Here is a 26,888-nt window from a genome sequence, read left to right as displayed (position 1 = left end):
AGGGGAGCGGGTGTGAACGACCTCATCGACACCACGGAGATGTATCTCCGCACGATCTACGAGCTCGAAGAAGAGGGCGTGGTGCCACTGCGGGCCCGCATCGCCGAGCGCCTTGGCCAAAGTGGACCGACGGTGAGCCAGACCGTCGGCCGCATGGAACGCGACGGCCTGGTGGTCGTGGCGGAGGACCGCCACCTCGAGCTCACCGAGCAGGGCCGCAACCTCGCGATCGCCGTCATGCGCAAGCACCGGCTCGCCGAGCGCCTCCTCGTGGACATCATCGGGCTGGAGTGGGAGCACGTGCACAGCGAGGCATGCCGCTGGGAGCACGTGATGAGCGAGGCTGTCGAGCGCAAGCTCATCAAGCTGCTCGGCAACCCCACCACCTCGCCCTACGGCAACCCGATCCCCGGCCTCGACAAGCTGGGCGACGGCGAGCCCGCCCCGCCCGCCGAGGCGGACCTGGTGCGCGTGGACGAGGTGGCCCGCCGCGGCGGCGGTCGCGTCGAGGTGCGCCGCATCGCCGAACACGTCCAGCTCGACCCTGACCTCATGGCCGACCTCAAGGCCGCCGGCGTGGTTCCGGGCGGCACAGTGGAGGTCGAGGCGCTCAGCAACGCCAAGGTCATCCAGGTGCGCGGCAACGGCACCACGGCCGAACTCGACCCCGCGGTCGCCCACGCCGTCATGGTGCTCGCCCGGTGACCCAGGCGACAACACCGGCAGCGAAGGCGGCAGAGGCGTTCCAGCGTCTGCACGGACGCGCTCCAGATGGGGTCTGGTCCGCTCCCGGCCGTGTCAACCTCATCGGCGAGCACACCGACTACAACGACGGCTTTGTGCTGCCGTTCGCGTTGCCCCACCGCATCGCGGTCGCGGCCTCGCCCCGCACCGACGGCGTGATGAACGTCAGCACGACGGGCGACGACGGCGGGGTGCAGGAAGCGGACCCGGTCGTGGTCGCCGACCTAGTCCCCGGCACCGTCAAGGGGTGGGCCGCGTACCCCAGTGGCGTCGCCTGGGCCCTGCGCGAGCAGGGGATCGCCGTCACCGGCGGGGCGGACCTCGTCATCGCGGGCGACGTGCCCGCGGGGGCCGGTCTCTCCTCCTCGCACGCTTTGGAGTGCGCTGTCGCGCTCGCACTGCTCGGCCTCGCCGGCGTCGACGCGGACCGGCCGGACATCGCGCGCTGGGTGCAGAGCTCCGAGAACGACTTCGTGGGCGCGCCGACCGGCATCCTGGACCAGACGGCATCGCTGTGCTGCATCGAAGCGCACGCCCTGTTTTACGACGTGCGTTCCGGCAAGCCTGAGCAGGTCGCGTTCGACGCGGCTGCCAGCGGGCTCGAGGTCCTCGTCATCGACACCCGCGCCAGCCATGCCCTCGTCGACGGCGGCTACGGCGCCCGGCGGGCGGGCTGTGAGCGAGCCGCCAGCCTCCTCGGCGTTCCCGCGCTGCGCGACGTCGACATCGCCGAGCTCGACCAGACGCTCGTCCGGCTGCCCGAAGAGCTGCGTCCGCTGGTGCGGCACGTCGTGACCGAGAACGACAGGGTCCTGCGCACCGTCGAGCTGCTCCGCACGGGCAGGCTCGCCGACGTCGGTCCCCTCCTCTCGGGCTCCCACGCGAGCCTCCGGGACGACTACCGGGTCTCGTGCCTCGAGCTCGACGTCGCCGTCGACTCCGCGATGGCGGCCGGTGCCCTGGGCGCCCGGATGGTCGGTGGCGGTTTCGGTGGCTCGGCCATCGCCCTCGTGCCCGTCGAACGGCACGACGAGGTCGAACGGTCCGTGCTGGCCGGCTTCGCCTCGCGTTCGCTCACGCGGCCGAGGCTCTTCACGGCGGTTCCGTCCGCGGGCGCGGGCAGGGACCGGTAGCAAAGAACGATCTCGACCAGGAATGCGAGGACTGTGGTGAAGCTGCTCGTCACGGGCGGGGCCGGATACGTCGGCAGCGTGTGCGCCGCCAGGCTGCTCGAAGCCGGACACGAGGTGGTCGTCCTCGACGACCTCTCGACCGGACACGAGGACGCCGTCCCCGCAGGAGCGCGCTTCATCCGGGGCGACATCGCCGAAGTGATCGGCGATGTCCTCGCGGAAGGGTTCGACGGTGTTCTGCACTTCGCGGCGAAGTCCCTCGTTGGCGAATCCATGCAGGACCCAGGCAAGTATTGGACGGGCAACGTCCTTACCGCGATTCGTCTCCTCGACGCGATGAAGGATCACGGCACGCCGAAGCTCGTCTTCTCCTCGACTGCCGCGACGTACGGCGAGCCGCGGGAGGTGCCGATCCCCGAGACGGCCCCCACCGCGCCGACCAACACCTACGGTGCAACCAAGCTGGCCATCGACCACGCGATCACGTCGTACGCCGCCGCGCACGGCCTCGCGGCGACGAGCCTTCGGTACTTCAACGTCGCCGGCGCCTACGGCAGCTTCGGTGAGCGGCACGCGACCGAGACCCACCTCATCCCGCTGGTGCTGCAGGTCGCGCTCGGGCAGCGCGAGCACATCTCGATCTACGGCGAGGACTGGCCCACCGAGGACGGCACCTGCGTCCGCGACTACATCCACGTCGCGGACCTCGCGGACGCCCACCTCCTCGCGCTCGACCACGCCACCACCGGCGAGCACCGGATCTACAACCTGGGCAACGGCACCGGCTTCTCGGTCAAGCAGGTCATCGACACCTGCCGCGAGGTCACCGGCCACGCGATCCCCGCCGTCGTCGCCCCGCGGCGCGCCGGCGACCCGGCCGTCCTGGTCGCCTCCGCCGAGCGGGCCCGCACCGACCTCGGCTGGAAGCCCGAGCGCGCCGACATCACCGGCATCGTCCGCGACGCGTGGGAATTCACCCGCGCCCGGCACGGAGCCTGAGCCGGGATGACCGACTTCGCCTCCTTCGAGAGCTACAACGCCACCGCGCGGCTCGCGTCGCTCGCGCTGTCCCCGGACGGCACCCGGCTCGTCACCGTCGTGTCCACGCTCGCGCCGGACGGCAAGACGTGGCAGGGCGCTCTCTGGGAGGTCGACCCCACCGGGGAACGGGAGGCCGTCCGGCTCACCCGTTCCGCCAAGGGCGACTCCTCCCCCGTGTTCGCGCCGGACGGCTCGCTGCTCTTCCTCTCCGCCCGCCCCGACCCGCTCGCGAAGCCGGGCGAGGCCAAGGAGAAGAAGGCGCTGTGGCGGCTTCCGGTCCGCGGTGAGGCCGCCGAGGTGCTGCGGCCGGGCAGCGGGGTCGGTCAGCTGCGGGCCGCCGGTGAGACGGTGCTGTTCACGTCGTCGGCGTACCGCTTCACGGAGTTCGGCGACGAGGACAACGCCAAGCGCAAGGCCCGCGAGGACGCCGGCGTGACAGCGATCCTGCACGAGTCGTACCCGATCAGGTACTGGGACGCGGACCTCGGCCCGGCCTACCCGAGGCTGTTCGCGGCTCCTCTCGCGGACGTCACCGCCGAGACGGTCGCCACCCTGAGCGAAGACTCCGAGAGCAGGCTCAGCGACGAGGACGTCGCTCTCAGCCCTGACGGGAAGCAGGCCGTCTACGGCCACTCCGTCGACGTCAGCGCCGCCTACGGCCGCCGGATCGAACTCCGCGTCGTCGCCACGAGCGGCGGCGCGTCGCGGGTGATCGCCTCCGAGGAGGGTTTCTCCTTCCACGGCGCCACGTTCACTCCCGACTCCTCCGCGGTGATCGCGATCCGGTTCCGCGAGTCCACTACGGACTCCCCGTATCGGCGCGAACTGGTGCGCATCGCACTGGCAGACGGCTCGATCACGCCACTGGCGCCCGGCTTCCAGGAGGAACCGGACCACCCGGTGGTGAGCCCGGACGGATCCGCGGTGTTCTTCACCGCGAGCCACCTCGGCCACCAGCCGCTGTGGCGGCTCGACGTCGCGACCGGCGAGATCACGAAGCTGACGGTCTCCGGTTACTACAGCGATCTGGTCGTGAGCCCGGACAGCAAGACTCTGTACGCGCTGCGCAACTCGGTCGACCACCCGCCTCAGCCAGTGCGGTTCGCCGCCACCGGGGCCGACCAGGACCCGGAACGGCTGCGCGCACCCGGCGCCATCCCGTCGGTGCCCGGCACCCTCACCGAGATCTCCACGGTCGTCGCCGACGGCAGGACCGTCCGCTCCTGGCTGGTGCTGCCGGAAGGCGCCTCCGCCGACTCCCCCGTGCCGCTGGTCCTGTGGGTCCACGGTGGCCCGGTCATGAGCTGGAACGGCTGGACGTGGCGCTGGAACCCGTGGCTGATGGCGGCTCGTGGCTACGCCGTCCTGCTGCCCGACCCCGCCCTGTCGACCGGGTACGGGCCGGACTTCATCAAGGCCGGCTGGGGCCGCTGGGGTGCCGAGCCCTACACCGACCTCATGGCCATCACGGACGTCGCGGTCGAGCGGGCCGACATCGACGCCTCCCGGACCGCCGCGATGGGCGGGTCGTTCGGTGGCTACATGGCCAACTGGATCGCCACCCAGACCGACCGGTTCCGCGCGATCGTCACCCACGCCTCGTTGTGGCACCTCGACGCCTTCTCCGGCGGCACCGACAGCTCCTACTTCTGGATGCGGGAGATGGGCGACCCCCTCACCCAGCCGGAGCGGATCCTGGCCAACTCCCCGCACCTGCGGGTGGCCGACATCAAGACCCCGATGCTCGTCATCCACGGGGACAAGGACTACCGGGTTCCCATCGGTGAAGGGCATCGCCTGTACTTCGACCTCGTCCGCCACGGGGTCAACGCGAAATACCTTTACTACCCAACTGAAAACCACTGGATCCTCACCCCCGGGAACTCTCGGGTCTGGTACGAGACGGTGTGGGCGTTCCTGGCCGAGCACGTCCTGGATCAGGACTGGGAGCGGCCCGAACTGCTCTGAGCGCGAGCGAGCAGCTCACGGGCGCTGTCCATGTACTTGGCGGACAGCGCCCGCATCTCCGACGGCGGGACCGCGGCGCTGACGGCGCTGCGGATGAGCTTGCTCAGCATGTGGCCGGGACAGGCTTCCTCGGCGGCGTCGAGCGCGATGGACGCGATCCCTCCATCGCCACGCTGGTAGGCGTAGAACGCGAGCAGGCACGCCGGCTCCGCTCGTTCCGGTGCGGGACAGGTCCTGGTGAGCTCCAGCCACAGGCGTTCGGCCAGCCTGGACCTGGGCTGTGCCGCGAACCCCATGCTCGCGTCGCGCACCTCGGGCACTGCCAGCGCCCTCGCCAGGGCGACGATCTCCTTGTCCGGCAACGATCCCTTGCGGTGCTCCACGGCATCGATCGCCTCGCTCACCCGCCGCAGTTCAGTGCCTGGGTCGGGATCGGCTGTCGTCGTCATGAGCTCGTCGAGCAAGGTGGACCTGCGTTCGAGCGCCTCGGGCGGGTCCAGTGCGGCGATCGCGGCCAGGGCGGCGCGCGACTCGAACGTCACGTTGCCCTCGTGGGCCGATGCGGCGGCGACCGCGGACAGCCGGGGATCCGGCAACGTCCCGTGGCAGTCGATGTCGAGATAGCAGAGCCACCGCGCGTCCTTCTGGCACGACGGCAGCCACACAGCCTCGACGACCTCGATGCCCACGCCGCCCAGCTCGTGTTCGAGCGCGGTGACCAGTGGCTCGTGCGGCAGTTCCTCAGGCATGTGCTCCGACGGCGGGCACACGACCACCAGGACCACTTCGGACGCCTCTTGTTCCTGCAACGGCCCTTGCAGCTGCGCCGCGAGGAAGCCTCTGTGTCGTGGGCGCGGAAGGTCGACGCGCATGGTCATGCTGACCAGATGGTCCTTCAGCACCAGCACGACCAGCGAGTCGGCCGGGTGGAACCCCATCAGGTGCGGGATGGCGGCGAACAGATCGCCGGCTTCGCGGACTCGGATCGGCTTCGAGAGGGTTGAGGGCATGGGCCCACTGTGGAGGGTGGGCCGGGTGGCGAGCCGGGTCGGCCGCGGGGATGTGGACAACTCAGCGGTTGTGGACAGGTTGAGATCTTGGGGTGCTTTGCGGCGGGGTTTTGTCGGGGGCGGGTGCTAGGTTGCCGCGCTTCGGCCCCGAGAGACCGAAGCGCGGCGACACGTCAGAACGTCTGGAACACGGAGCGCCATCCGCCGACGACCGGCAGTTCCACCGACGTCCGGGTGAGGTCCAGTGACAGACCGGCACCCGGCTGCGGGCGCAGGGTGTAGTCGTAGTCGCTGGAGATCACGACGAACTCGAGCCGGTGACCGGCCTGCAGGACGTAGTCGTCCGGCACGATCGGCACCTCGACGTCGTAGAACTTGCCGGGCTTGATCGGCGACGTCTTGTCCGGCCGATCCCGGTTCTGCGGGTCGGTCGAGCCACGCGTGATCACGTGCGACCTGCCGTCCGGGGCGCGGTCGACGAGCAGCGCCGTCACGTTGGCCGCGGGCCGGTCGAACGCGACCCGCAGGTTCGCCGTCGACTTGCCGGACAACCGCACCGGCTTCTTCGCCGGCTCCGAGGTGTAGGAGAGGCGGTTCGGCGAGGTCGCCAGGTCGATCAGCGACTCAGCGGTCTTCGTCGCGTCGTCGGTCAGCTTCTCGACGCCACGGCCGGGAAGGATCCCCAGCCCGCCCTTGGTGGATCCACCCGCGGACAGCCGCAGCTTCACGTCGGACGTGCCGGGAGCCGGCCAGTCCTTCTCGTCGGCCCACGTCTTGTCCTCGCGCTGGATCGTCGCCTTCGGCTCCTTGTCGATGCCGTTGCGGTGACCCCAGAGGTACTGGGTGAACCAGCGGTTGAGCGTGCGCCGCCACTCGGCCGAACGCAGTGTGTCGGGGTCGGTGTGACCGGACTGGTGCAGCCAGATCTTGTGCGGCGCACCGACCTTCTTCAACGCCGAGTACCACTGCTCGACGTGCGTCATCTTGACGTTCCAGTCGTTGAGCCCGTGCACCGCCAGCACGGCCGCACGGACCTTGCGCACGTCGTTCAGGTAGTTCCTGTCGTCCCAGAACCGGCTGTAGTCACCGGTGATGCGGTCCTGGTCCTTCGCGATCTCGGCGATGATCGGCTTGCAGATCTCCCGGTCCGCGCGCGTGTAGACGTACTCGGCGAGCACGTCGGCGTCCTCGCCCTGGAACGTGCCGGGCGCGACGACGGCGCCGTCCGCGCGGTAGTAGTCGTACCAGCTGGAGATCGCGGCGATGGGCACGATGGCTTCGAGGCCGCGGACGCCGGTGGAGGCGACGGCGTTGGGCAGCGTTCCGTTGTAGGAGACGCCCATCATTCCGGTCTTGCCGGTCGACCACGTCGCCTTGATGGCTTCGCCCGTGGCGGTGCGTGCGGTCGCACGGCCGTTGAGCCAGTCGACGACGACACGCGCGCCGATCGTCTCGTTGACGTCGCCCGTCGTCGGGCAGCCCGTCGACTTGCCGGTGCCGAGCGATTCGGCGTAGACGACGGCGTAACCGCGCGCGATGAAGTAGGCCTCGTAACGACCCGAGGTGATCGGGTTCGGGCCGAGGGCGGCGGTGATGCGTTCGTCGGAGGAGGACTTCAGCAAACGGCCGTTGCGCTTGTCGGGCACGTCCAGCTCGACGTCGACGTTGTGGTTGGCGACGTCGTTACCGCCCGAGAAGTACGGGCTGACCATGTAGACGACGGGGACTTTGAGACCGCGTTCGGTGGCGCGTGGCCGGACGACCTCGGTGTAGACCTCGTCGTCCTTGCCGTCGCGGTCGCTGTCGACCGGTGCCCGGACCCAGAGGCTCTCCTTCACCACGTCCTTCGGATCGAAGACGGGTTGCGCCTCGCCGTCCTGGAACACCGGCCCCTCGGCAGCTTGGGCGGTCGTGGGCAGGAATGGCAGAACCAGCACCGCTGTCAGCAGTGCAACTCTTCGTGCGCCCCTCACGAGGCACCCCCAATGCGGAAGCCAGAGACAGGGATTCGCCCTGCACCCTCTCCTTTGACTGCAAGACATGTCACCCGTCGAACGGCCCTTGACCTGAGAGCATGGACCGTGCACATTTCCGACTTCGTCCACGCGCTGCCGAAGGCCGAGCTGCACGTCCACCTCGTGGGCGCGGCCTCCGTCGACACCGTCCTCGCGCTCGCCCGCAACCACCCGGGCGGGCGAGTGCCGGCCGACGAGGCCGCGTTGCGGAAGTTCTACGAGTTCAGGGACTTCCGGCATTTCATCAACGTGTACGGGATTGTCAACGACCTCGTCACCACCGGCGAGGACATCCGCACACTCGTCGTCGGATACGCACGTGACGCCGCACAAACCAATATCCGATATGCAGAGCTGACGATCAGCGCGACCAGCCACCTGCGGGCGGGCATCGCACCCGACGAACTCGTCGAAGCGTTGAAGGCGGGCCGCGACGAGGCGCTCGCCGTGCACGGTGTCGCGCTGCAGTGGATCTACGACGTTCCCGGGATCTGGGACGGCGACTGGGGCATGACAAGCGCGCGATTCGCGGCCGAGCACCGGCCGGAGGGGTTGATCGGGTTCGGGCTGGGCGGGTTCGAGTCGGACTCGCCCAGAGCGAACTTCCGCGAGGCGTTCGCGATGGCGCGCGATACCGGGCTGCACATGGTGCCGCACGCAGGAGAGACGACGCCGCCCAGCGAGATTTGGGCCGCGCTGCGCGATCTGCGTGCCGAACGCATCGGGCACGGCGTCAGTGCGGTGCAGGATCCCGAGTTGGTGCGGCATCTGGCCGATGAGGGCGTCGTAGTAGAGGTGTGCCCGACGTCGAACATGCGCACGGGTGCGGTGGCGTCGCTGGACGAGCACCCGTTGCCGCGGCTCGTGGAGGCCGGGGTGCCGGTGACGATCAGCACCGACGACCCCGGCATGTTCCACACCGATCTCGACCGCGAGTACCTGTTGTGCCACGAGCGGTTCGGGTTCGGCCGCGATGAGCTCGCCGGCCTCGCACGTGCCGCGGTGCGGGCGTCGTACGCGCCTGCCGAGTTGCAGGACCAGTTGCTGAAGGAGATCGACGCGCTGTGAGTGGTGCGAGCGTTGTGACCACGACCGTTGACTCCGCCGAGGCGGCGGAGTCGCTGGCGAAGGGCATTGTCGAGGCACGGCTTGGCGCGTGCGTGCAGATCGTCCCTGTCCGCAGTGTCTATCGGTGGGACGGCGAGGTCCGCGTCGACGCGGAATGGCAGTGCGTCGTGAAGACGTCCGCCATTCGCGCCGACGACCTCGTTGCGCACATCAAGGCGCATCACACCTATGACGTGCCAGAGGTCATCGTCACCCCCGTGGTCGGGGGCAACGACGACTACTTGGCGTGGGTCTCAGAGGAGACCTCTTAGGTGACGTGGCAGCGGTTCGGTGTGCAGGACGCCGAGCCGCTGCGTCGCCCTCGTCAGCGCCACGTACAGCTCGCTGGGCGACATGCGGTGCGGTTCGACGACGAGGACGACGTCGAACTCCAGCCCTTTCGACGCACGCGGCGGCATCCAGCCTTCGCCGATGACGGCGATCGTGCGTCCGTTGTGCGCAGCGGTGTGCCCGTCGAGTTCGTCGCGCACCGCCGCCGATATATCAGTGACACGGCGAGCCCACGGGCGTACACCGGCCGTGCGCACCGATACCGGCGCCGACGCGTCGGGATCGACGAGCTTCAGGACCGGGGTGGCGACGGCCATGATCTCGCCGGGCGTGCGGTAGTTGACCTCCAGCCGGCGATAAGTGAACCGGTCGAACACCGATCCCCAGCTCCGGACGCCACCCGCCGCCTGGCGCTGGGCCAGGTCGCCGACGACGGTCATGGACCTGTTGGGGCATCGGCGCAGCAGGACGCGCCAGTCCATCGCGGACAATTCCTGCGCTTCGTCCACGACGACGTGGCCGTAGGTCCACGTGCGGTCCTCGGCGGCTCGTTCGGCGAGGGTCCGCTGGTCGCGGACCTCGTGCCGGGCGGCCAGCACTTCGGCGTTGACGAAGTCCGTGACGATGTACTCGTCGGAGTCGGCCCGCCTGTCGATCGACAGGACGTCCATGACGCCGCGCGCGTAGTCGAGCTGTTGCTCCTCTTCTCGCTTCGCCGCGCGCTCCGCGGTGCCGTCGGAGCCGAGCAGTTCGGCGAGCTCGTCGAGCAACGGCACGTCGGACACCGTCCACGCCTCGGCGTCGGGCCGGTACAACTCCGGTGCGCCGATCCGGAAACAGCGGCCTTCGTACAGGTCGGCGAGCAACTGTTCCGGTGTGAGCAGCGGCCACAGTCTGTCGACGGCGTCGCGCAACACCGAGCTGTTGCGGAGCTCGTGGCGTACGTCCTCCTCGATCTCCGGCCAGTCGACACCGATCAGCCGCAACGCCGGCGCGACGAGCTCCTCGGCGAGCGCGAGGAAGAAGTACTTGCGAGCGGCGTTGTGCGGGAGCCCGTAGTAGCGCGTCTTCTCCCGCGCGACGGCGGCGATGTGCGCGTCGAGCGGGACGACGACGTCCTCCAGTTCGACCTCGATGGGCTCGTCAGGAAGTTCCTGCCGGTCGGCGACGGCGACGGCCAGAAGGTCCAGAACTGATATATCGCCTTTCAGTCGTTGCAACGACGGGGTGTCCTCGATGTCGGTCACGACGCCGGGGTACAGCTCACCGGGCGTCGCGAACACGACGTCGGTCTCCCCCAGTGACGGCAGGACGTCGCCGACGTAGCGGAGGAAACCGGTGTTCGGGCCGACGATCAGCACTCCGTGGCGCGACAGGCGTTCACGCCGCGTGTACAGCAGGTATGCCACGCGGTGCAGTGCCACCGCGGTCTTTCCGGTGCCCGGGCCTCCCTCGATCACCAGCACCCCGGCTCCCGAGTAGCGGATGATCTCGTCCTGTTCGGCCTGGATGGTCGAGACGATGTCGCGCATCGTCGCGGTCCGCGGCGCGTTGAGGGCGTCGAGCAGTGCGGTCGTGTCGGTCAGCAGTTCGTCGTCGTGGAAGTCGCACAGCTCTCGGTCACGAACGCGGAAGTGCCGCCGCAGTACGACGCCTTCCGGGTTCGCTGCGGTCGCCGTGTAGAACGGCCTGGCAGCCGGTGCGCGCCAGTCCAGCAGCAGCGGTTCGAAGTCCTCGTCGAACAGCCCGACGCGTCCGATGTAGGCGCAGTCGCCCTTCTCCGAGTCGATGCGGCCGAAGCACAGTCCTTCCTCGGCCGCGCGGTACTTGCCTACTTCCCTGGTCAGCAACTCGACGAAGGCCTCGCGGTCCAGTCGCTGGGTAACGGTGTCCCGCAGCGCGGCCGCGAGGTCGGCGGCCGCTTTGTTCCGTTCTTTGTCGAGCTTTTCATACAGAGAGGTGATCCGTGCCTGTTCGCTCGCCAACACCTTGCCCCCTGTGATACAATCATTCTGTCTTCCCGGAAAATTGATTCCGAAAAAGCAAAGTCATTCTTTTTATCACACTTCAGTCGCGCGCGGAACCCGTCAGGAGATCCCGCGATGAAGATGATCCGTCTGTCGCCGCCGGCAAGATGAAAGCCTGCTGAGCTGGCCCGACGCGACCCTTGGTGTCACCTGGACAGGGTCAGGGGCATGACGAGTGGCTGCGGAATCCCAAGCCACCTCATTCACAGGCCGATCTGCGCGGACTGGCAGCGAAATCCTCTGCCGACCTGCCGTGCGACCTCCGGCGATTCGTCGTTCGCCGCACTGGAAAATGTAGGATTCAGCGAAGCGGCTCGCGTGCGGGAGAGGCTCGAATGGACGTGGTCAAGGCATGAAGCTGGTCATCCTGGGCGGGGGCGGCTTCCGAGTGCCGCTCGTCTACCGCGCGCTGCTCGCCGATCGCTCGCCCGGCCGCGTGACCGAGGTGGTGCTGTACGACCTCGACGCTTCCCGGCTCGCCGCGATCGGTGGCGTCCTCGCCGAACTCGCGACTGATATGTCGGACGCGCCGACGGTGTCGGCGTCGACCGATCTCGACGAGGCGCTGCGCGGGGCGGACTTCGTGTTCTCCGCGATCCGCGTCGGCGGGCTCAACGGGCGCGCGGCCGACGAGAGCGTCGCGGCGGGCTGCGGTGTGCTCGGACAGGAGACAGTCGGCGCCGGCGGCGTTGCATACGGGCTGCGTACCGTGCCCGTCGCGCTCGACATCGCACGCCGTATATCAGTGCTCGCGCCAGACGCGTGGGTCATCAACTTCACGAATCCCGCCGGCATGGTCACCGAGGCCATGTCGGCACATCTCGGCAATCGCGTCATCGGCATATGCGACTCCCCCGTCGGGCTCGGCAAGCGTGTCGCGCGGGCGGTCGGCGCCGATCTCGAAGACGCGTGGCTCGACTACGCCGGCCTCAACCACCTCGGGTGGCTGCGGGGTGTCCACGTGCGTGGGCGGGATGTGCTGCCGGACCTGCTCGCCGACACCGGGCGGCTCGAGTCGTTCGAGGAGGGCAAGCTCTTCGGCGCGGAGTGGCTGCGGACGTTGGGTGCGATCCCGAACGAGTACCTGCACTACTACTACTTCACGCGTGAGGCGGTGGAGGCCGGCGCGTCACGCGGGGCGTTCCTGCTGGAGCAGCAGAAGCAGTTCTACGCGGCGCCCTCCTGGGAAAGCTGGGAGCGGACCCGTCTCGAACGTGAACAGACCTACATGGCCGAGACCCGCGATGACGAACGCGACAGCGACGACCTCGACGGCGGCGGTTACGAACGCGTCGCCCTTGATCTGATGCACGCCATCGCGTCTGACAAACGGGCCACCTTGATCCTCAACGTGCCGAACAGGACGACGTTGTCGTGTCTAGACGCGGACGCCATCGTCGAGGTGCCGAGCGTTGTCGACGCGAACGGCGCGCGGCCCATCTCCGTCAGTCAGGTGCCCGACGAGGGCGTCGGACTCGTCACGGCGCTCAAAGCAGTCGAACGGGCCACCATCAAGGCGGCTATCAGCGGCGAGCGCGCACACGCGGTGAAGGCGTTGGCGCTGCATCCGCTCGTCGACTCCGTGAACGTCGCCCGCAAGATCGTTGATGCTCATCCGCTCCTGTCCGGAGTCTTCCGCGCTACCTTCTGAGGTCGTGGACACCGACCTGTTGCGGCAGCTCAACGACGACGTCTGGCACCCGTTCCGGCTGGCCTACGCACGGCTGGACGCGCCGGCGTTCCTGGAGCTGTACGCCCCGGAGCTGATCCGCGCGGGCGGTCCGGCGAAGCAGGTGTTCGGGTTCACCGAGTACGCGGACCAGACGGAGAAGTGGTTCGCCGAGCTCGCGGACCGCGGCAGTTCGGTGAGCATCTCGTTCCGGTTCGTCGAGCGGATCGTGACGAACGACGTGGCGAGCGAGCGCGGCATCTTCCAGCTCGTGTCGACGCGCGCTGACGGCGATGGGCGCACGTTCTACGGCCGCTTCCACACCTATTCGCGGCGCACGGACGGACGGTGGCGCATCTGCGTCGACTACGACACGGACGAGCGGCCGGCGACTCTGGAGCAGGAGTTTCTCGCCGCTATCGACGTTGACGACGTCGACGCGTTCAAGGAGTGACCAGGGTCTGATGCCGAGTGGTGGTGTTCTTAACTACGCTCGACCGCAAATGGACACCACCACCTCTCGCCGCGTGCCCCTCGTCATGGGCATCGCCGTGCTCGTGCTGCTGCTGGACCAGGCCACGAAGTTCTGGGCCGAGAGCGCGCTGACCGGCCGCGCGCCCATTCCCGTACTCGGAGAGTTCCTGCAGCTCAGGCTCCTCTACAACCCCGGTGCCGCGTTCTCGATCGGCGCGGGGTCGACGTGGATCTTCACCATCGTCGCGGCCGTGGCCGTCGTGCTGCTCGCGCGGTACGGCATGCAGCCGCAGACGAGGCTGCGGGCGGCCGCGCTCGCGCTGATGCTGGGTGGGGCGACGACGCACCTGCTCGACCGGCTGTTCCGGCCGCCTGGCTTCGCGCGCGGACACGTCGTCGACTTCCTCGACTACAACGGCTGGTTCGTCGGCAACGTCGCGGACATCGCCCTGGTCTGCGGCGCGATCCTGCTCGTGCTGCTGAGCTTCACCCCGACGAAGCAACCTGCCGCGTGAGCGTGTCGGCGCGGCGGGTCGTCTCGGGCAGCCGGTAACGCGGAGCCAGTCGCAGCACCTCGGCGCACGCGCGGTCCAGGTCGATCTTGTGGCCAACCGACACGAAGACGGGCTTCACGCCGTCCTGCGTGCGCAACGCCCGGCCGACGACCTCGTCGCCGTCGTCACCGTCCATGACGAGGTCGCTCATCGACCCGCGGGCGTGGCCGGGCTGCTCGAACCTGCCCATCGGGTTCTTCGCGACGCCGATGCTCGGGATACCCGTGTGCACGCCGAGATGGCATGCCAGGCCGAACCGCCGGGGGTGGGCGAGACCCTGACCGTCCGCGACCAACAGGTCGGGTGCGACGGTCACCTGATCGAGAGCGCGCAGCAGAACCGGCATCTCGCGGAACGCGAAGAGTCCGGCGATATATGGGAAGTCCGTCGTGTCCTCGACGACGACCTCGTCGAGGACGACCAGCGTCTTTGCATCGAACACCACGCAGACGCCCACAACTGAGTCGTTGCTACGGTAGCCGACGTCCAGGCCTGCGACGGTGTCTATGCGCAGGTCAGGCGCGCTGGTGGTGATCACCTGGGTGCGCAGGCGTTCTTGCATCGCTACGGCGTCGTCAACCGTTCTGGGCCACTCCACGGGCGACAGTGTGCCGTGACGCGTCGTAGTGGGCGACGAGCAGGTCGTCGCCGAAGTCACCTGAATGGCGACGCCAGACGGTGTGGACGTGGTTGGCCTCGTTGGCCGTGTTGTCGTACTCGATGAGCAGTTCCGGGGCCTGGACGCGGTAGTAGTGGCCCTCGCCTCGGCGCAGCGAGCCCTCCCACGAGAAGTGCAGGCGTTCGGGGTCGATCTGGGCGAACTCCTCGTCGGCCAGTTCGTACACGAGCCGGTCACAGTAGAGGCGGACGATGTCGACGAGCAGTTCCGCGGCGGGCTTGCCGAGCTGGGCCAGGGTCACGCCGACCGACTCGGCTGGGCTGATCCGTGGCGCGTTTCCGGTGCGGATGTCGTGCGGGGCGGTGTCCGCGACCACGGCCAGGCGCCGGGCGGTCGGGCCCATGCGGTCGAGGAGTTCGCGGGCCAGTTCCTCTTCGAGTCGCAGAGGCTGGCCCACGACTCGGCCTCGGTAGGTGACGCGGGCCGGGTTCGCGCCGAGGAAGAACGGGGTCGCGGAGATGCGGCCGTTGGCCACGACGACGTTCACCGACAGGTGGTGTCCTTCGATGCGCCAGCCCCACGGGTCGTCGCCGGGCGTGCCGAAGAGCACCGTCCAGAAGTCGCCGTTGTGACGGTCGCGGTGCCCGCCTTCACGGTGGTCGAGCACGTCTTCCAACGCCATGACCGCTGCGGCCTGTGCGTAGGCGTGTGGGCTGAGCACGGTCGCGAGCATGCCGTGCACCGCCTTGCGCTGGTCTCGTCGGAGCTCACCGAGCGCGAGTCCAGGGCGTGTACCGGGTGTATACGCCCAGCGGTGCCTCAGGTCGTCGTCCGTGACCGCGCGGATCGCGTGTTCGCGCTGGTCAGCGGCGAGCAAACTAATATATTGGCGCGTGGCGTCGGCGACGTCGTGCAGCATCGTTCGAACCTATAGGCCGTGAGGTTGCCCAGCAGCGGACGTTCAGGTCGTCCTTCGCCGCGGCCGGCTCGGCGTCACTGTTTCGATGCTCGACAGGAATCCTCATAGGTGTTAAAAACCTTACGTAATGAAGTTGCCACATGATGATGACGCAGTCTGGCGCGCCCTCGCGAATCCCCTGAGGCGCGCGATCCTCGACGTCCTGCGCACCGGGCCGCGCACCACCGGCGAGCTGGTCGAGGCGCTGGAGACCAGCCGGCACGTCGTCATGCAGCACCTCGGTGTGCTCCGCGAGGCCGACCTGGTGCTCGTGGAGCCGCAGGGCCGGAAACGGGTCAACCACCTGAATCCCGTGCCCATCCAGCAGATTCACCAGCGGTGGGTCACGCACTACGAGCAGAACTGGGCAGCGGCGCTGGTCGGCTTGAAGCTCACGGTCGAGAGCGCCGAACAGGAGGCTGAGGACGTTGGCTGAACCCGGCACCGAACTGTTGCACAGCATCGTGATCGCCGCGCCCATCGAGAAGGTGTGGGCGGAGATCACCAGACTCGACGGCAAGCAGCGCGCCATGATGGACGCGGTTCTCGACTCCGCGCTCGAACCCGGCGCGCCGCTGTACTACCGGTCGACCGACGGCAAACGGGTCTTCGTCGTCGGCCGTGTCGTCGAGGTCGACCCGCCGCGACTGCTCTCCCACACGCAACGGCTCACCATGCGCGACGACCCGTGGACCGTTGTCTCGTGGGAGCTCGAAGAGGTCGACGGCGGCACGCGCGTCACGCTGCGCAACTCCGGTTGGCCCGAGGGCGTCAAGCGGCTCGACAAGGTCGACGCCACCTGGAAGGGCATCCTCGCCGCGCTCAAGCAGGTCGTGGAGTCCGGCGATGTCGGCACCGGCCTGAAGCTCCAGTACGCGATGATGCGCGCCTTCATGTGGGCGATGCCGTCGGGCACCAAGACCGAGAACGTCCCCGAACCGCCCGGCATCGACCGGGCTGTCTGAAACGTGAAACCTGGTTTAGCAATGACTCTTTTGACGACGAAGTCCAAAGAGTCATTGCTAAGCAGCAGGTCAGTGGCGGTGCCGGAAGCGATATATTGGTTGGACTAGGCGTGGCAGGCGATGGGGCCGCCGTGGAGTTGCGTCATGTCCGTCCAGACGCGGAGGAGCTCGAGGCGTTCCGAGAGGGGCTTGCCGTCCAGTTCGTGGTAGGCGCGGTGGAGGTTGCCGACCAGGCGTTCGGACTCCTGCCACGACGAGAAGCGCGACTCCCCCGCCTCGCGGACGGTCTCCATCGGGGTCTTGCCGGCGGCGTGGCCGGACGACGCGAGCTCCGAGAGGTAGGTCGCGTAGGCGACCAGGTCGTCCAGCACGCGGTTGATCTCGGGGCCTCGCAGTAGCGGACCGTGACCAGGCACGACCACCTCGGCGTCGAACGCGCGCAGGAACTCCAGGGCCGACAGGTAGCCGTGGATGCTGCCCTCGGCGAGGAACGGCTGGCCGCCCGCGAAGACCAGGTCGCCGGTGAACAGGACGCGTTCGGCCGGCAGCCACACGACGGTGTCGCCGCGGGTGTGCGCCGGGCCGGGGTGGTGCAGTTCGACCACGCGCGTGCCCAGGTGCAGCGTCAGGGACGTGGTGTAGGTGAGCGACGGCGGGCGGACCTCGATGTGGCCGTAGTCCGGGCCGGTCAGGACCTGCGCGGCGAGCAGGCCGGCGGCGAGCACCTCTTCGCGGCACGCCTCGTGGCCAACGATCACGGTCGACGGCGGTACGAGCCAGTTGCCGAAGGTGTGGTCGCCGTGGTGGTGGGTGTTGATGACGTAACTGGGGTCCGCGGCGGACACCGACGCCACCGAGGCGAGCAACGCGCGGTTGCGGGCCTCGGTGGACGTGGTGTCCACGAGCAGCAGCGTGTCGTCGGAGCCGACGACGACACCGGTGTTGTTGATCATCCAGGACCCGTCGGGCTGGATGTAGGTGTGGACCCCTGGTGCGACCTCCACCAGGTCTGGGGCGAGTTCGGGCTGGCCAGGAGAGGGTTTCACCCGATCCAGCGTAGTGAGAGCGCCCCGGTCCGGTGCGGGTCAGCCCTGGGCGATGTAGGCCTGCAGCTGGTCGTGCGACTGCTCCAGCTGTCCGATCCGGCTCTTCACCACGTCGCCGATGCTGACGATCCCGACCAGTTGCCCGTCGGACAGCACGGGCACGTGGCGGAAGCGCCGTTCGGTCATCACGACTGTGAGGCTGTCCACCGTGTCCGACGGCGAACAGGTGAAGACGTCGGCGGTCATGATCGCCGACACGGGAGAAGACAGCAGCTCAACGCCTGTTTCGTGCAGCCGGCGCACCACGTCTCGCTCCGACACGATCCCCGCCACGCCCGCAGGGCCGACGACGACGATCGCGCCGATGTTGTGCTCGGCGAGCGCTCTGAGCAGTTCGGACACCGGGACGTCCGGGTCGATTGTCGCGACGGCCGAGCCCTTGGTCCGCAAAATGTCAGCGATCCTCATCTGGCGCCTCCGATCCTGTCGGTCCGGTAGCAACTCAGGCTAGATCGGATTCGGACAGAACGGGAGATCAAGCCCACGAAGGGAGCAGGGGACGCGCTCGTGCGCGTCCCCTGCGATGTCGCGCCCGGTTCGGCGTCGGCTACGCGGTTCCTCCGCGGCGACGGGTCGCGAACTGGCGCGGCTGGACCATCGGCGCGCGCTGCAGCGGCGGCTGGAAGTGCGTGTTCTGGTCCTGCTTGCCCCGCTTCTGCGCACGTCGCGCAGCGCGGTTGCCCGGCTCGGGCTGGGTGGTGTCAGGCATGCGAAAGCCTCCTCGCGGAGAGGGCGTGCAAAAGGCACGGCGGAAGTCGGCCGTGAGAGATGGACCCGCGCGTGGGTCACCGGAGAAGTGCGCGACGACGAGGTCGCGAGGGCAGCGTCAAGAGCGCCGCGGAGCTTCATCAGATGAAGAACATGTCCGCAACGCTAGCGACGCCGCCGTCTCACGCCAACCGAATTAACCGCGGGCCCGCGTGGCGGCCGCACCGGCGCCGAGCATCACGAGGATGACGGTGACCATCGCCCACTTGCGGGACTTGGTCATCGGCGTGGTCTCGGGATCGAGCGGCAGGTCCTTGCGGGGCTCGGGTCGCTGGCGCGCGACACGCACCGGAACCGGTTGCGGTGGAACGGGAGGCAGCGCGGTCGCGGTGACCGGAGGCGGTGCCACGACCGGCGCGGGCACCGGGGCGGGAGCAGGCGCCGGGACCGGGGCGGGTGGCGCGGGAGGAGGCGGGGGCGGCGGCACCTCGGGGCGGGGCGCGGGAGGTTCGACGCGCGGCGGCATCGGGTTCGGCAGGCAGCCCGCCGCGTCGATCATGCCCATCTGCGGGCCGTTCGAGAGCTCCGCCGCCGTGGTGCCCGTGATGCGGTAGAAGCGGCTACGGCCCTTGTGGCCGTTGTTGATCGCGTAGACGGTGCCGGCCGAGTCGATCAGCACGGCGCCATAGGTGGACTTGCCGGGCAGTTCGGCGATCTCCCTCCTGCTCACCACCCGCCCGGACACCGGGTCGAACGACACGACCTCGCCCGGTCCCCAGCCCGCCGCCGACACCCCGGTCAGCTTCCCGCTCACCGGGTCCGCGGTGAAGTCGTCGAGCGTGAGAGCAGGCCAGTCGAGCACGACGGTCCGCACGATCTTGAGGTACGACGGGCTGTCCGGGTCGATGTCGATGGCGTGCAGCCTGGCGTTGTCGCGCACGTAGAACGTGGTGCCGACGACCGCGCCCGCCGACACGTCGTCGGTGCGGAACCAGTGCGCGTCAACGGGTCCGAGGTCGTTGACCACGCCCTTGGTGTCGATCAGCACGACGTGTGAGGGGTTCTTCCACCAGTGATGGCCTCTGGAAGTGAGACCAACCAAACGGCCCAGCGCCGGCGAGTACCCCAGTGCATTCACCGCGTAGTCCAGGCGGGCTACTTCCGTCACCCCACCGGATGACACGTCCACTTTCGTGAACGACGAAAAGTCTCCACGATGGGATGAACGTACTTGATAAGCGTCACAGTTCGGCGGCGCAGCCTGGGCAACGGCGCTGGTGAACGGAGTGGAAAGCACCAATAGGGACGAGACCGCGCCCAGCGCGAACGAATCCCGCCGCCACCGGGTTGGAGTAGCCCAATACGACAACCGGGTATTTCTGCTGTTGCCGTGCATTCCCACCTGACCATTACTCGTTAACCAGACCGTGCTGTACCGGTCACAGTAGACCGTGGTCTAATCCCACACCAGAAAGGAGCCGAATTGAGCATTTACCTCACCGGCACGCTCTGGGTTCTCGGTGCTGCCGCCATCTCCGCCGTTCTCGTCGTCATCACCCGCCGGTTCGGCTCGGAGGAAGTGGGCGAGAAGAACCTCGGCGCGGGCGGATCGGTGTTCAGCATCGTCGCCGGCCTGCACGCGGTGCTCGCCGCGTTCATCCTGATCTCGCTGTTCGACTCGGCCAACGGCGCCGAGGAACAGGTGCAGAAGGAGGCCAACGCGCTGGTCGCCGTCAACTGGTCGTCGGACTCGCTGCCGGAACCCGCGAAGTCCAAGGTCGACGAGCTGATCCGCGACTACGTGTCGACCGTCGTCGTCGACGAGTGGCCCCGCATGCGCGAGGGCGAGGAGATCGGCAACCAGGGCTGGACCACGTTGAACCAGCTCAGGGACACGATCTCGACGGCAGCGCCGGACGGCGGCTGGCAGGAGGACCGCAAGGCCGAGGCAGCGAACCAGCTGTGGGAGGTCTACCAGGCCAGGCAGGAAAGGCTCGACGCCGCGGACAACGGGGTCAACCCGGTCGTGTGGCTCGCGCTGCTGATCGGCACCGGCCTCTCGCTGCTGTTCCCGTACCTGTTCCGCGGGCCGACCCTGACCTCACAGCTGCTCATCACCATCACGCTGAGCTCGACGCTGGTCCTGCTGCTGTTCGCGATCTACCAGTTGCAGAACCCGTTCAGCGGCGGCGTGCTCATCCCACCGGACGCGTTCAGCTCCGCACTGGACCGGCTGAGCTAGCGCGAATCGGTCATTCCGTCCGCTTCCTCGATCTCCACGGACAGCACCTCGCCGTCGATGACCTTCGGCAATACGTCCGTGTGGCTGAAGTAGCGATTTGCGAATGCGCCGACCGCTCTGGTAGAAGCGGCGTCGACTCCACCACCGATGACGCCGCCCAGCAGCGGAACGCCCTTCGCGGCGACGGTACCGAGTTTCTTCGTACCGTATTTTGTAATAAGCGCCGACGCGGCCTTCTTGGTGAACTGCTTGATGCCGACTTTCTTGAACAGTTCGGTTCCGGCATTGCCGAGAAGGCACAGCAGGATGGCCATCTGCACCTCGTCGCTGTCCACGTCGTGGCCGCGCAACGACGCGATGGACGCGATGAGGTGCGTCTGGATGACGTACGTGGCCGCGATGTTGGACGGCAGCGAGACCGGCAGCGTGATCAGGCCGCCGAGGTTCGTGACGAAGCCCTGCGCGCCCGCCAGCGCGACGTGCGTGCGGACGAGGTGCTTGATCGCGTCGGCCTCGTCGCCCTTCTTGACCAGGGCGTCGGACGCGGACTCGCGGGCGCTCTTGAACGGGCCGAAGCCGTCGACGCCTGCGCGCAGGAGGTAATCGGCGATGCCTTGCTGGACCTTGTTCAGCTCACCCTTGGACTCAGCCACAATCCCGACATTACGCGTTCAACTGCTCCGGTGAGATGTCAACGGTCTCTACCAGCACAACCGCGCCGGTGCCGCCGTCCACGGTGATCCGCTCGCCGGTCTTGATCCGCGTCACGGCCTCGCGCACGCCCACGACCGCCGGAATGCCGTACTCGCGCGCCACGACCGCGCCGTGCGAGTTCGCGCCGCCCATCTCCATCACGAGGCCACCCGCGGTCAGGAACAGCGGCGTCCAGCCGGGATCCGTCGACGGCGCCACGAGGATCTCGCCCGGTTCGAGGTGCGCGCCGATCGGGTCCATGACGACGCGCGCGATACCGGTGATCGTGCCCGCCGACGCCGGTGTGCCGACCAGATCGCCCTCCACCGGGGCGCCGTGGCGCACGGCTTCCGGTTCTGTGCCGTCCGACAGCAGCACGCGCGGGATGTGCCTGCGCCGCATCTCGCGGGTGTAGATCTCGCGGCGCTCGGCCACTAGTGGACGCAGATCTCCGTGCGGGGAACGCATTTCCTCGAAGTCCAGGAAGAACACGTCGTCCAGGACGTCCAGCCGATCGGCCGCGACGAGTTCGGCGCCGATGGCGGCCACGCGCTTCCGCAGCACGCCGAACAACGTGATGATCAGGTACTTCGGGTACTCCCGCAGACCGGCGAGCAACCTGGTGCGGCGCAACGCGAAGCGCACGAACCAGCCGCGTCCCCACGCACGCCGGGCGAGCGTGTCGATCATCGCCTCGGCCTCGGCGGCGCCGCGGGCGAAGACCGCGTCCGGGTGGGCCTGGTCGCCTTCCAGGCGCAGGAAGTTCTTGACGACGCCGACGACGTGCGCCGGGTCGTCGGACCACCTCGGCAGGCCGAGGTCGATCTCGGCGACGGCGCGGTGGCCCCACCGGGCGAGGAAGCGGCCGAGTGCCGCGGGGTGTTCGCCGTTCTGGAACTGCCGCAGCGCAACGGGATCGTGGCGGATCTCCTGCGCGAGGTCCCACATCGCCATGTCCATCTCGGTGGTGATGTTGTTCGGCAGGCCGCGCAGAACGGTCTGCAACTCCCCCGGCCGGGTCCTCACGATCTTGCCGACCAGGCCGAGCATCGCGAACCCGATCAGCGCGGTGGGCGCGAGCCGGGGCAGCACTGGCACGACGCACTGCTGCAACGCCTGCTCGACGGGGAGCGCTGCGGACTTCTCCAGGATCTCGCGCTCCAGCAGCAACGCGTTGCGCACGGCCTTCTCGGGGTTCACCAGCGCCTTCATCGCCGTCACCGGCACGTGGAAGCGACGGGCGAGCCGCAGGACGCGCTTCACCGCGGGCGTCGGCGAGGAGTCCCTGATCGCGAACCTCGGGTCGTCGAACAGGCTGCGCAGCACTTCGGAGGAGCGCGCCTCCATCACGCCGAGCAGGCGCGTGATGAACTCGCGGCCGACCCTGCTCCGCAACACCTTGGTGACGTCGAAGAAGATGCGATCGCCGGTCTCCACATAGGACTGACTTTGCGGGTCGCCGATCACGATCTCCAAGGCGGACTTGGCGATCTCCCGGAACGCGGCGCGCCCCATCGGCGTGATCGGGCGTTCGAGGCCTTGCGCGAGGCTGAAGCAGAAGTAGACGTGGGCGTTGCCGTCAGGGTTGTCCGGCAACGGGAACAGCGTCGTGATCGGGCGCGCCTGGGTGAGGTGCAGCTCGCCGTCGTCGTCGATCGCCCACTCGGTGTCCTGCGGCGAACCGTAGTGCCGCTGCACCTTGCGGCCGAGGACGGCCAGCGCGTGGATCTGCCCGTCGGTCAGGCACTGCTCGCCGCTCTCGCCGACCTCGACGTGCTCGGTGCCGCCGCCGGGCAACGAGCGGATGACGAACCTCTTGTCCCCCAGCCGCTTCTCGACGATCTCGCCGTCGTCGACGACGAAGTGGTCGGGGTTGACCGCGCCGGACACCACGGCCTCACCGAGACCGGGGCTCGCGTCGATGACGATCTGGTCGCGCGTGCCGGTGACCGGGTTCGCCGTGAACATCACGCCGGAGACCGTGGACTGCACCATCCGTTGCACGACAACGGCCAGATAGGTCGTGGTGTGGTCGATGCCGTTCGTCTCGCGATAGCTGACCGCGCGGTCCGTCCACAGCGAGGCCCAGCACCGGCGCACCGCGTCGACCACCGCGTCCTCGCCGACGACGTTGAGGAACGTGTCCTGCTGGCCCGCGAAGCTCGCGAACGGCAGGTCCTCGGCCGTCGCGCTGGAACGCACCGCTACTGGGACGCCGTCGCCGAACTGGCGGTACTCGGCGACGATCGCGTCCCGGATCTCTTGCGGCACAGCGGTTTCCAGCAACGTCCTGCGGGCGTTGTCCGGAGTGGTGGTCGCCAGCTCGCCGGCCTGCGCGACGGCGCGGTACGCGTCCGTGGTGACGCAGAAGCCCTGCGGCACCGGCAGGCCGGCCCTGGTGAGCTCGCCGAGGTTCGCGGCCTTGCCTCCGACGACGGCGAGCATCGTGCCGTCGATGGCATTGAAGCCGATCGTGAGCGCCATGGCCACTCCTCCAGGTTCCGCCTGAGGAGGAGGTTACGAGCGTTCGGCCAAAAACTCAACACGTGATGAATAAATCACCCCGCAGAGGTCACAACTCCTGTTCAGAGCGGCTCACCCAGTCCGGGAGCGGCTCGCGCTCCCGGACCCACTCCTGCGGCGGGCCCGTCACGATGCCTCCGACGATCGCGGCCGTGGTGTCGATGTCGCCGCCCGCCCTCACGCACGCCGTGACGGCGGCGCGGTAGTCGTCGAGGTGGTGGGCCGCGACCCAGAGCGTGAACGGCACCGTGTCCTGCGCCGTCACACGCGAGCCGTTGCCGAGGACGTACGCGGCCTCCTCGGCGTCGCCGATCTTGCGTGCCTTCTCGATCCCCTTGCGCACGAACGAGTCTTCGAGGTGGTCGAGCACCGTCCCGAGCAGATCACGTGGTGGCGCGCCCGTCAGCCGTGCCCTGGCGGCGACGGCTGCGGCGTGGGCCACCGCGAGACCGCCCATGACGCCCTCCGGATGCTGATGCGTCACCTCGCTCGCCCGGATCGCTTGTGTCGTAACGGCTTGCGGATCGTCGGCGAAGTAGGCGCCCAGCGGTGCGATCCGCATCGCCGCTCCGTTGCCGCACGAGCCCTGCCCGTCGAACGCGCTGGAGGCCGCCTCCTTCCACGGCGTGCCCTGGCGAATCTTGCGCAGGATGGTGAAGGCTCCCGCGCCATAGCCGCGATAGGGCTCGCAGCGATCGGCGAACGTCGCCGCGAGGCGGGTTTGATCGACTTCGCCGTGGTCACGAAGGTCGGCGACCAGGTTGCAGGCCATCTCGGTGTCGTCGGTCCACTCCCACGGACCCCGCGGCGGCTTGCCGGCCACGAGGTCGGGCAACGAGCGGCCGACCATGAAGAACTGAGCGCCCAGGGCGTCGCCGACGGAGAGTCCGTCGAGCGAGGCGTATGCGAGGTCCAGGCGCGCACGAGTGTGCAGAACTATGCGCATCACCTGCGATTTTATCGGTTTGCCCTACGCTGGGCACATGGATTTGGACCTGCGGAAGCTGCGGTATTTCGTGGCGGTCGCGGAGCGTCTGAACTTCGGCCGCGCCGCCGAGGACCTGCACATCGCGCAGCCCGTGCTGTCGCGGCAGATCCGCGCGCTGGAGACCGAGCTGAAGGTGCGGCTGTTCGACCGTTCCTCGAAGGGCACCGTGCTGACGCCGGCCGGGGAGCAGCTGCTGGCCGACGCACGGCCGTTGCTCGCGCAAGCCTCGGCACTGCTGCGGCGCGTGGGTGTGGCGGACGTGTTCACGGTCGGGTTCATGCCAGGCCTGATCATCACGCCCGCGGTGCGGCTGCTGGCGTCACGCCATCCCGGGCTGCGGGTCGACGTCGTGCGCACGACGTGGGAGGACCAGGTCGAGGTGATCCACGACGGCCGCGTCGACGCCGGCTACGTGCGGCTGCCCGTGCCGATGGACGGGATCCGCTGCGTGCCTCTGTTCACCGAGCCGCGAGTCGCCGTGGTTCCGGCGACGCATCGGCTGGCGGGCAAGGAAAGCGTGCTGGAGGCGGACCTGGCCGGCGAGCGGCGCGTGCAGCACACCGACACGCCGGGGATCCGGTCCGTCGAGGAGAAGCTGGAGCACGTCGCGATGCACGGCGGGGTGGCGATCCTGCCGTTGTCGACGGCGGTGTTCTACTCGCGCGAGGACCTGGTGCACGTGCCGATCGAGGACATCGAACCGAACGAGGTCGCGCTGGCGTGGGCCGCGCACCGGCAGACGCCGCTCATCGCCGAGTTCGCGGAGATCGTCATCGGGACAACCCAGCAGGCGTGAAGACGAAGCTGTCGCGGAAGCCGCCGTCGCCGCGCCGCGTCGCCATCAGCCGCATCTCGGGCATGAAGTGGAAGAACACCAGCGACCCCGACCGGTCCGGGTAGCCGAGCGTCTTCGAGTACTTGGGGTTCGTGCCGCCCAGCCACAACGGCGGCTCGCCGTACTCGGCGATCACGTCGTCGAGCAGGCAGTCGCGTTCGCCCAGCACTCCGGGGATCCGGCTGTCTGCGTCGAGCGAGAGCCAGCCCTGCCGGTGCGCGAGATCCGCGTACACCGACGCCATGACGTCCTCGCTGCGGTGCCCTAGCGCCTCGTGCACGGCGCCGCTGACCATCGCCGCGTTCGCCGCACCCCGCTTGACCAACGCCTCGAGTTCGGTCTGCCACCGGTCCGTGCGGTCGTCGGCGAACGCCAGCGCGTCGAGCAGCGTGAGGATCACCGCCTCACCGCCGTACATGCCGGGACGCCGGACAGCGGCGTTGAGCTGACCGAGCAGGTAGCGCCGTAAGTCGTCGAACGAAGGCATCTCTCCCCCTTAATGCGAGATGTTCTATCAGTTGCGGGTAGGCGAAACGGAATCGCCTTCATGACCGACAGGAGAGGCAACAACTGGGGAAGGACCACATGAGCATCAGCAACCAGCAGATCGTCGCGTACTGGGTCGAGCACGAGGTCGACCTCGTCGTCGACTGGGGCACCGCACACGAAAGATGCTGGCGCTGTGGTTACAGGTCCTCACTGGAGCAACACCTCGTCGTGCCTGCGTCGATGGGTGGCGTTCGCACCACGGACAACCTCGTGCTGTTGTGCGGGCGGTGCGTCGGTGAGTCGCCGAGCCACCAGGACCCGCGGTACCTGTGGCGGTGGCTGCGCGCGACCGCCGTGTCGTCCTACGACACGTACTGGACGTTGCGCGGGTGGGAGGAGTTCGAGGTCATCTTCGGCCGCAAGCCGCTCGAGTGCTTCAAGGAGGCGGCGGTCAACCACCGGTCGCTGACGGCCGAGTGCCGGGCGTTGGCGGCGTCCGAGTTCTCGAAGACCGTCGTGCGCTACGGCGAGGGCCGGCTCAACCCGTCGACGATCGCGTGCGTGATCGCGGAGATCGAGAAGAAGCTGGCGATCCGTCACGGCATCACGCTGCCGTGACGGACCGCCACCTTGGTTACAAGGTCTAACTTCACGCCTCTGCACAGACGCAAGGGGCAGTAGTTCGCTACTTCTTACTCGATTTGGGCGTCTGTGCAAGCGCGCTGGCTG

Annotated in this window: 27 protein-coding genes; 14 read left to right on the top strand and 13 right to left on the bottom strand. The window is 68.4% G+C overall.

Going from position 1 to position 26,888, the window contains the following annotated elements:
* Window positions 1-12 precede the first annotated feature (12 nt).
* From ACSHWB_RS25090 to ACSHWB_RS25075, 4 genes are read left to right on the top strand one after another with little or no spacing between them, the layout of a single operon-like run.
* The gene (locus ACSHWB_RS25090; RefSeq protein WP_439664422.1) at window positions 13-705 is read left to right on the top strand and encodes a metal-dependent transcriptional regulator; all 693 of its coding nucleotides are present in this window, start codon (window positions 13-15) and stop codon (window positions 703-705) included.
* Window positions 702-1,877, top strand: a complete 1,176-nt coding sequence (galK, locus tag ACSHWB_RS25085) for a galactokinase (protein ID WP_439664421.1) — start codon at window positions 702-704, stop codon at window positions 1,875-1,877. Before ACSHWB_RS25090 ends, galK begins: the two co-directional genes overlap by 4 nt.
* Before the next feature lie 36 nt (window positions 1,878-1,913).
* Window positions 1,914-2,876 carry a UDP-glucose 4-epimerase GalE gene (gene galE, locus ACSHWB_RS25080; protein WP_439664420.1) on the top strand — a complete coding sequence of 321 codons (963 nt, stop codon included), beginning with the start codon at window positions 1,914-1,916 and terminating at the stop codon, window positions 2,874-2,876.
* A gap of 6 nt (window positions 2,877-2,882) precedes the next feature.
* A complete protein-coding gene (locus ACSHWB_RS25075; RefSeq protein WP_439664419.1) occupies window positions 2,883-4,886 on the top strand; it encodes a prolyl oligopeptidase family serine peptidase in 2,004 nt (667 codons plus the stop codon).
* Here the strand turns inward: ACSHWB_RS25075 and ACSHWB_RS25070 are convergent.
* Together ACSHWB_RS25070 and ACSHWB_RS25065 are read right to left on the bottom strand one after the other, a co-directional pair.
* A complete protein-coding gene (locus tag ACSHWB_RS25070) occupies window positions 4,856-5,896 on the bottom strand; it encodes a DUF4192 domain-containing protein (protein ID WP_439664418.1) in 1,041 nt (346 codons plus the stop codon). The two genes, ACSHWB_RS25075 and ACSHWB_RS25070, sit on opposite strands and share 31 nt — an antisense overlap.
* 173 nt (window positions 5,897-6,069) lie before the next feature.
* Window positions 6,070-7,869 (bottom strand): Xaa-Pro dipeptidyl-peptidase, encoded by a 1,800-nt coding sequence (locus ACSHWB_RS25065; protein WP_439664417.1) that lies wholly within the window; start codon window positions 7,867-7,869, stop codon window positions 6,070-6,072.
* Between the two features lie 108 nt (window positions 7,870-7,977).
* Here ACSHWB_RS25065 and add point away from each other — a divergent pair, with 108 nt between their 5' ends.
* A complete protein-coding gene (gene add, locus ACSHWB_RS25060; RefSeq protein ID WP_439664416.1) occupies window positions 7,978-8,979 on the top strand; it encodes an adenosine deaminase in 1,002 nt (333 codons plus the stop codon).
* A 14-nt stretch (window positions 8,980-8,993) separates the two neighbouring features.
* Complete coding sequence (gene cutA / locus ACSHWB_RS25055; protein ID WP_439664415.1) at window positions 8,994-9,290, top strand: divalent-cation tolerance protein CutA; 297 nt, start codon at window positions 8,994-8,996, stop codon at window positions 9,288-9,290.
* On the opposite strand, the gene ACSHWB_RS25050 is transcribed toward cutA, so the two are convergent.
* Window positions 9,273-11,297 (bottom strand): UvrD-helicase domain-containing protein, encoded by a 2,025-nt coding sequence (locus ACSHWB_RS25050; protein ID WP_439664414.1) that lies wholly within the window; start codon window positions 11,295-11,297, stop codon window positions 9,273-9,275. The genes cutA and ACSHWB_RS25050 overlap by 18 nt on opposite strands.
* Before the next feature lie 391 nt (window positions 11,298-11,688).
* On the opposite strand from ACSHWB_RS25050, the gene ACSHWB_RS25045 reads away from it, so the two are divergent.
* Genes ACSHWB_RS25045 through lspA form a run of 3 tightly spaced genes read left to right on the top strand, consistent with a single transcriptional unit; the run spans window position 11,689 to window position 13,994 of the window.
* On the top strand, window positions 11,689-12,987 hold the full coding sequence (locus tag ACSHWB_RS25045) for a 6-phospho-beta-glucosidase (RefSeq protein ID WP_439664413.1): 1,299 nt from the start codon (window positions 11,689-11,691) through the stop codon (window positions 12,985-12,987).
* Window positions 12,988-12,991: 4 nt separating this feature from the next.
* Window positions 12,992-13,459: a YybH family protein gene (locus tag ACSHWB_RS25040; protein ID WP_439664412.1), complete on the top strand. Its 468-nt coding sequence runs from the start codon at window positions 12,992-12,994 to the stop codon at window positions 13,457-13,459.
* 49 nt (window positions 13,460-13,508) lie between these two features.
* Window positions 13,509-13,994, top strand: coding sequence for a signal peptidase II (gene lspA / locus ACSHWB_RS25035; protein ID WP_439664411.1), 486 nt, complete (start codon window positions 13,509-13,511; stop codon window positions 13,992-13,994).
* Here lspA and ACSHWB_RS25030 read toward each other — a convergent pair.
* Window positions 13,966-14,631 (bottom strand): endonuclease V, encoded by a 666-nt coding sequence (locus ACSHWB_RS25030; RefSeq protein WP_439664410.1) that lies wholly within the window; start codon window positions 14,629-14,631, stop codon window positions 13,966-13,968. The genes lspA and ACSHWB_RS25030 overlap by 29 nt on opposite strands.
* Window positions 14,609-15,529, bottom strand: a complete 921-nt coding sequence (locus tag ACSHWB_RS25025; RefSeq protein ID WP_439664409.1) for a DUF3500 domain-containing protein — start codon at window positions 15,527-15,529, stop codon at window positions 14,609-14,611. Before ACSHWB_RS25025 ends, ACSHWB_RS25030 begins: the two co-directional genes overlap by 23 nt.
* Window positions 15,530-15,698: 169 nt before the next feature.
* On the opposite strand from ACSHWB_RS25025, the gene ACSHWB_RS25020 reads away from it, so the two are divergent.
* The gene (locus ACSHWB_RS25020) at window positions 15,699-16,046 is read left to right on the top strand and encodes an ArsR/SmtB family transcription factor (RefSeq protein WP_439664408.1); all 348 of its coding nucleotides are present in this window, start codon (window positions 15,699-15,701) and stop codon (window positions 16,044-16,046) included.
* Window positions 16,039-16,575 (top strand): SRPBCC domain-containing protein, encoded by a 537-nt coding sequence (locus ACSHWB_RS25015; RefSeq protein WP_439664407.1) that lies wholly within the window; start codon window positions 16,039-16,041, stop codon window positions 16,573-16,575. The genes ACSHWB_RS25020 and ACSHWB_RS25015 overlap by 8 nt, the downstream gene beginning before the upstream one ends.
* Before the next feature lie 104 nt (window positions 16,576-16,679).
* Here the strand turns inward: ACSHWB_RS25015 and ACSHWB_RS25010 are convergent, their stop codons facing one another.
* From ACSHWB_RS25010 to ACSHWB_RS24995, 4 genes are all read right to left on the bottom strand, one after another.
* Window positions 16,680-17,621, bottom strand: coding sequence for an MBL fold metallo-hydrolase (locus ACSHWB_RS25010; RefSeq protein WP_439664406.1), 942 nt, complete (start codon window positions 17,619-17,621; stop codon window positions 16,680-16,682).
* A 39-nt stretch (window positions 17,622-17,660) separates the two neighbouring features.
* Window positions 17,661-18,089, bottom strand: a complete 429-nt coding sequence (locus tag ACSHWB_RS25005) for a CBS domain-containing protein (protein WP_439664405.1) — start codon at window positions 18,087-18,089, stop codon at window positions 17,661-17,663.
* 139 nt (window positions 18,090-18,228) lie between these two features.
* Entirely contained in the window at window positions 18,229-18,390 is a 162-nt protein-coding gene (locus ACSHWB_RS25000; RefSeq protein ID WP_439664404.1) for a hypothetical protein, read from the bottom strand.
* Window positions 18,391-18,585: 195 nt separating this feature from the next.
* The gene (locus ACSHWB_RS24995) at window positions 18,586-19,785 is read right to left on the bottom strand and encodes a DUF6923 family protein (RefSeq protein WP_439664403.1); all 1,200 of its coding nucleotides are present in this window, start codon (window positions 19,783-19,785) and stop codon (window positions 18,586-18,588) included.
* Between the two features lie 87 nt (window positions 19,786-19,872).
* Between ACSHWB_RS24995 and ACSHWB_RS24990 the strand changes: the two genes are divergently transcribed.
* Window positions 19,873-20,631 carry a hypothetical protein gene (locus tag ACSHWB_RS24990; RefSeq protein WP_439664402.1) on the top strand — a complete coding sequence of 253 codons (759 nt, stop codon included), beginning with the start codon at window positions 19,873-19,875 and terminating at the stop codon, window positions 20,629-20,631.
* Here the strand turns inward: ACSHWB_RS24990 and ACSHWB_RS24985 are convergent.
* The 3 genes from ACSHWB_RS24985 to ACSHWB_RS24975 form a co-directional block, all read right to left on the bottom strand.
* Complete coding sequence (locus tag ACSHWB_RS24985; RefSeq protein WP_439664401.1) at window positions 20,628-21,284, bottom strand: EcsC family protein; 657 nt, start codon at window positions 21,282-21,284, stop codon at window positions 20,628-20,630. The two genes, ACSHWB_RS24990 and ACSHWB_RS24985, sit on opposite strands and share 4 nt — an antisense overlap.
* 10 nt (window positions 21,285-21,294) lie before the next feature.
* Window positions 21,295-23,808: a PEP/pyruvate-binding domain-containing protein gene (locus ACSHWB_RS24980; RefSeq protein ID WP_439664400.1), complete on the bottom strand. Its 2,514-nt coding sequence runs from the start codon at window positions 23,806-23,808 to the stop codon at window positions 21,295-21,297.
* An 88-nt stretch (window positions 23,809-23,896) separates the two neighbouring features.
* Window positions 23,897-24,793 carry an ADP-ribosylglycohydrolase family protein gene (locus tag ACSHWB_RS24975; protein WP_439664399.1) on the bottom strand — a complete coding sequence of 299 codons (897 nt, stop codon included), beginning with the start codon at window positions 24,791-24,793 and terminating at the stop codon, window positions 23,897-23,899.
* Window positions 24,794-24,830: 37 nt separating this feature from the next.
* On the opposite strand from ACSHWB_RS24975, the gene ACSHWB_RS24970 reads away from it, so the two are divergent.
* Complete coding sequence (locus ACSHWB_RS24970) at window positions 24,831-25,631, top strand: LysR family transcriptional regulator (RefSeq protein WP_439664398.1); 801 nt, start codon at window positions 24,831-24,833, stop codon at window positions 25,629-25,631.
* Here ACSHWB_RS24970 and ACSHWB_RS24965 read toward each other — a convergent pair.
* Window positions 25,606-26,157 (bottom strand): hypothetical protein, encoded by a 552-nt coding sequence (locus ACSHWB_RS24965; protein ID WP_439664397.1) that lies wholly within the window; start codon window positions 26,155-26,157, stop codon window positions 25,606-25,608. The two genes, ACSHWB_RS24970 and ACSHWB_RS24965, sit on opposite strands and share 26 nt — an antisense overlap.
* Window positions 26,158-26,255: 98 nt before the next feature.
* On the opposite strand from ACSHWB_RS24965, the gene ACSHWB_RS24960 reads away from it, so the two are divergent.
* Entirely contained in the window at window positions 26,256-26,777 is a 522-nt protein-coding gene (locus tag ACSHWB_RS24960; RefSeq protein ID WP_439664396.1) for an HNH endonuclease, read from the top strand.
* Window positions 26,778-26,888: the final 111 nt, after the last annotated feature.

The organism is Lentzea sp. HUAS TT2 (assembly GCF_051853195.1).
Lineage (GTDB): Bacteria > Actinomycetota > Actinomycetes > Mycobacteriales > Pseudonocardiaceae > Lentzea.
Note: the sequence above shows the minus strand (reverse complement) of the source record. Positions and strands in the feature narration are given on the sequence as shown.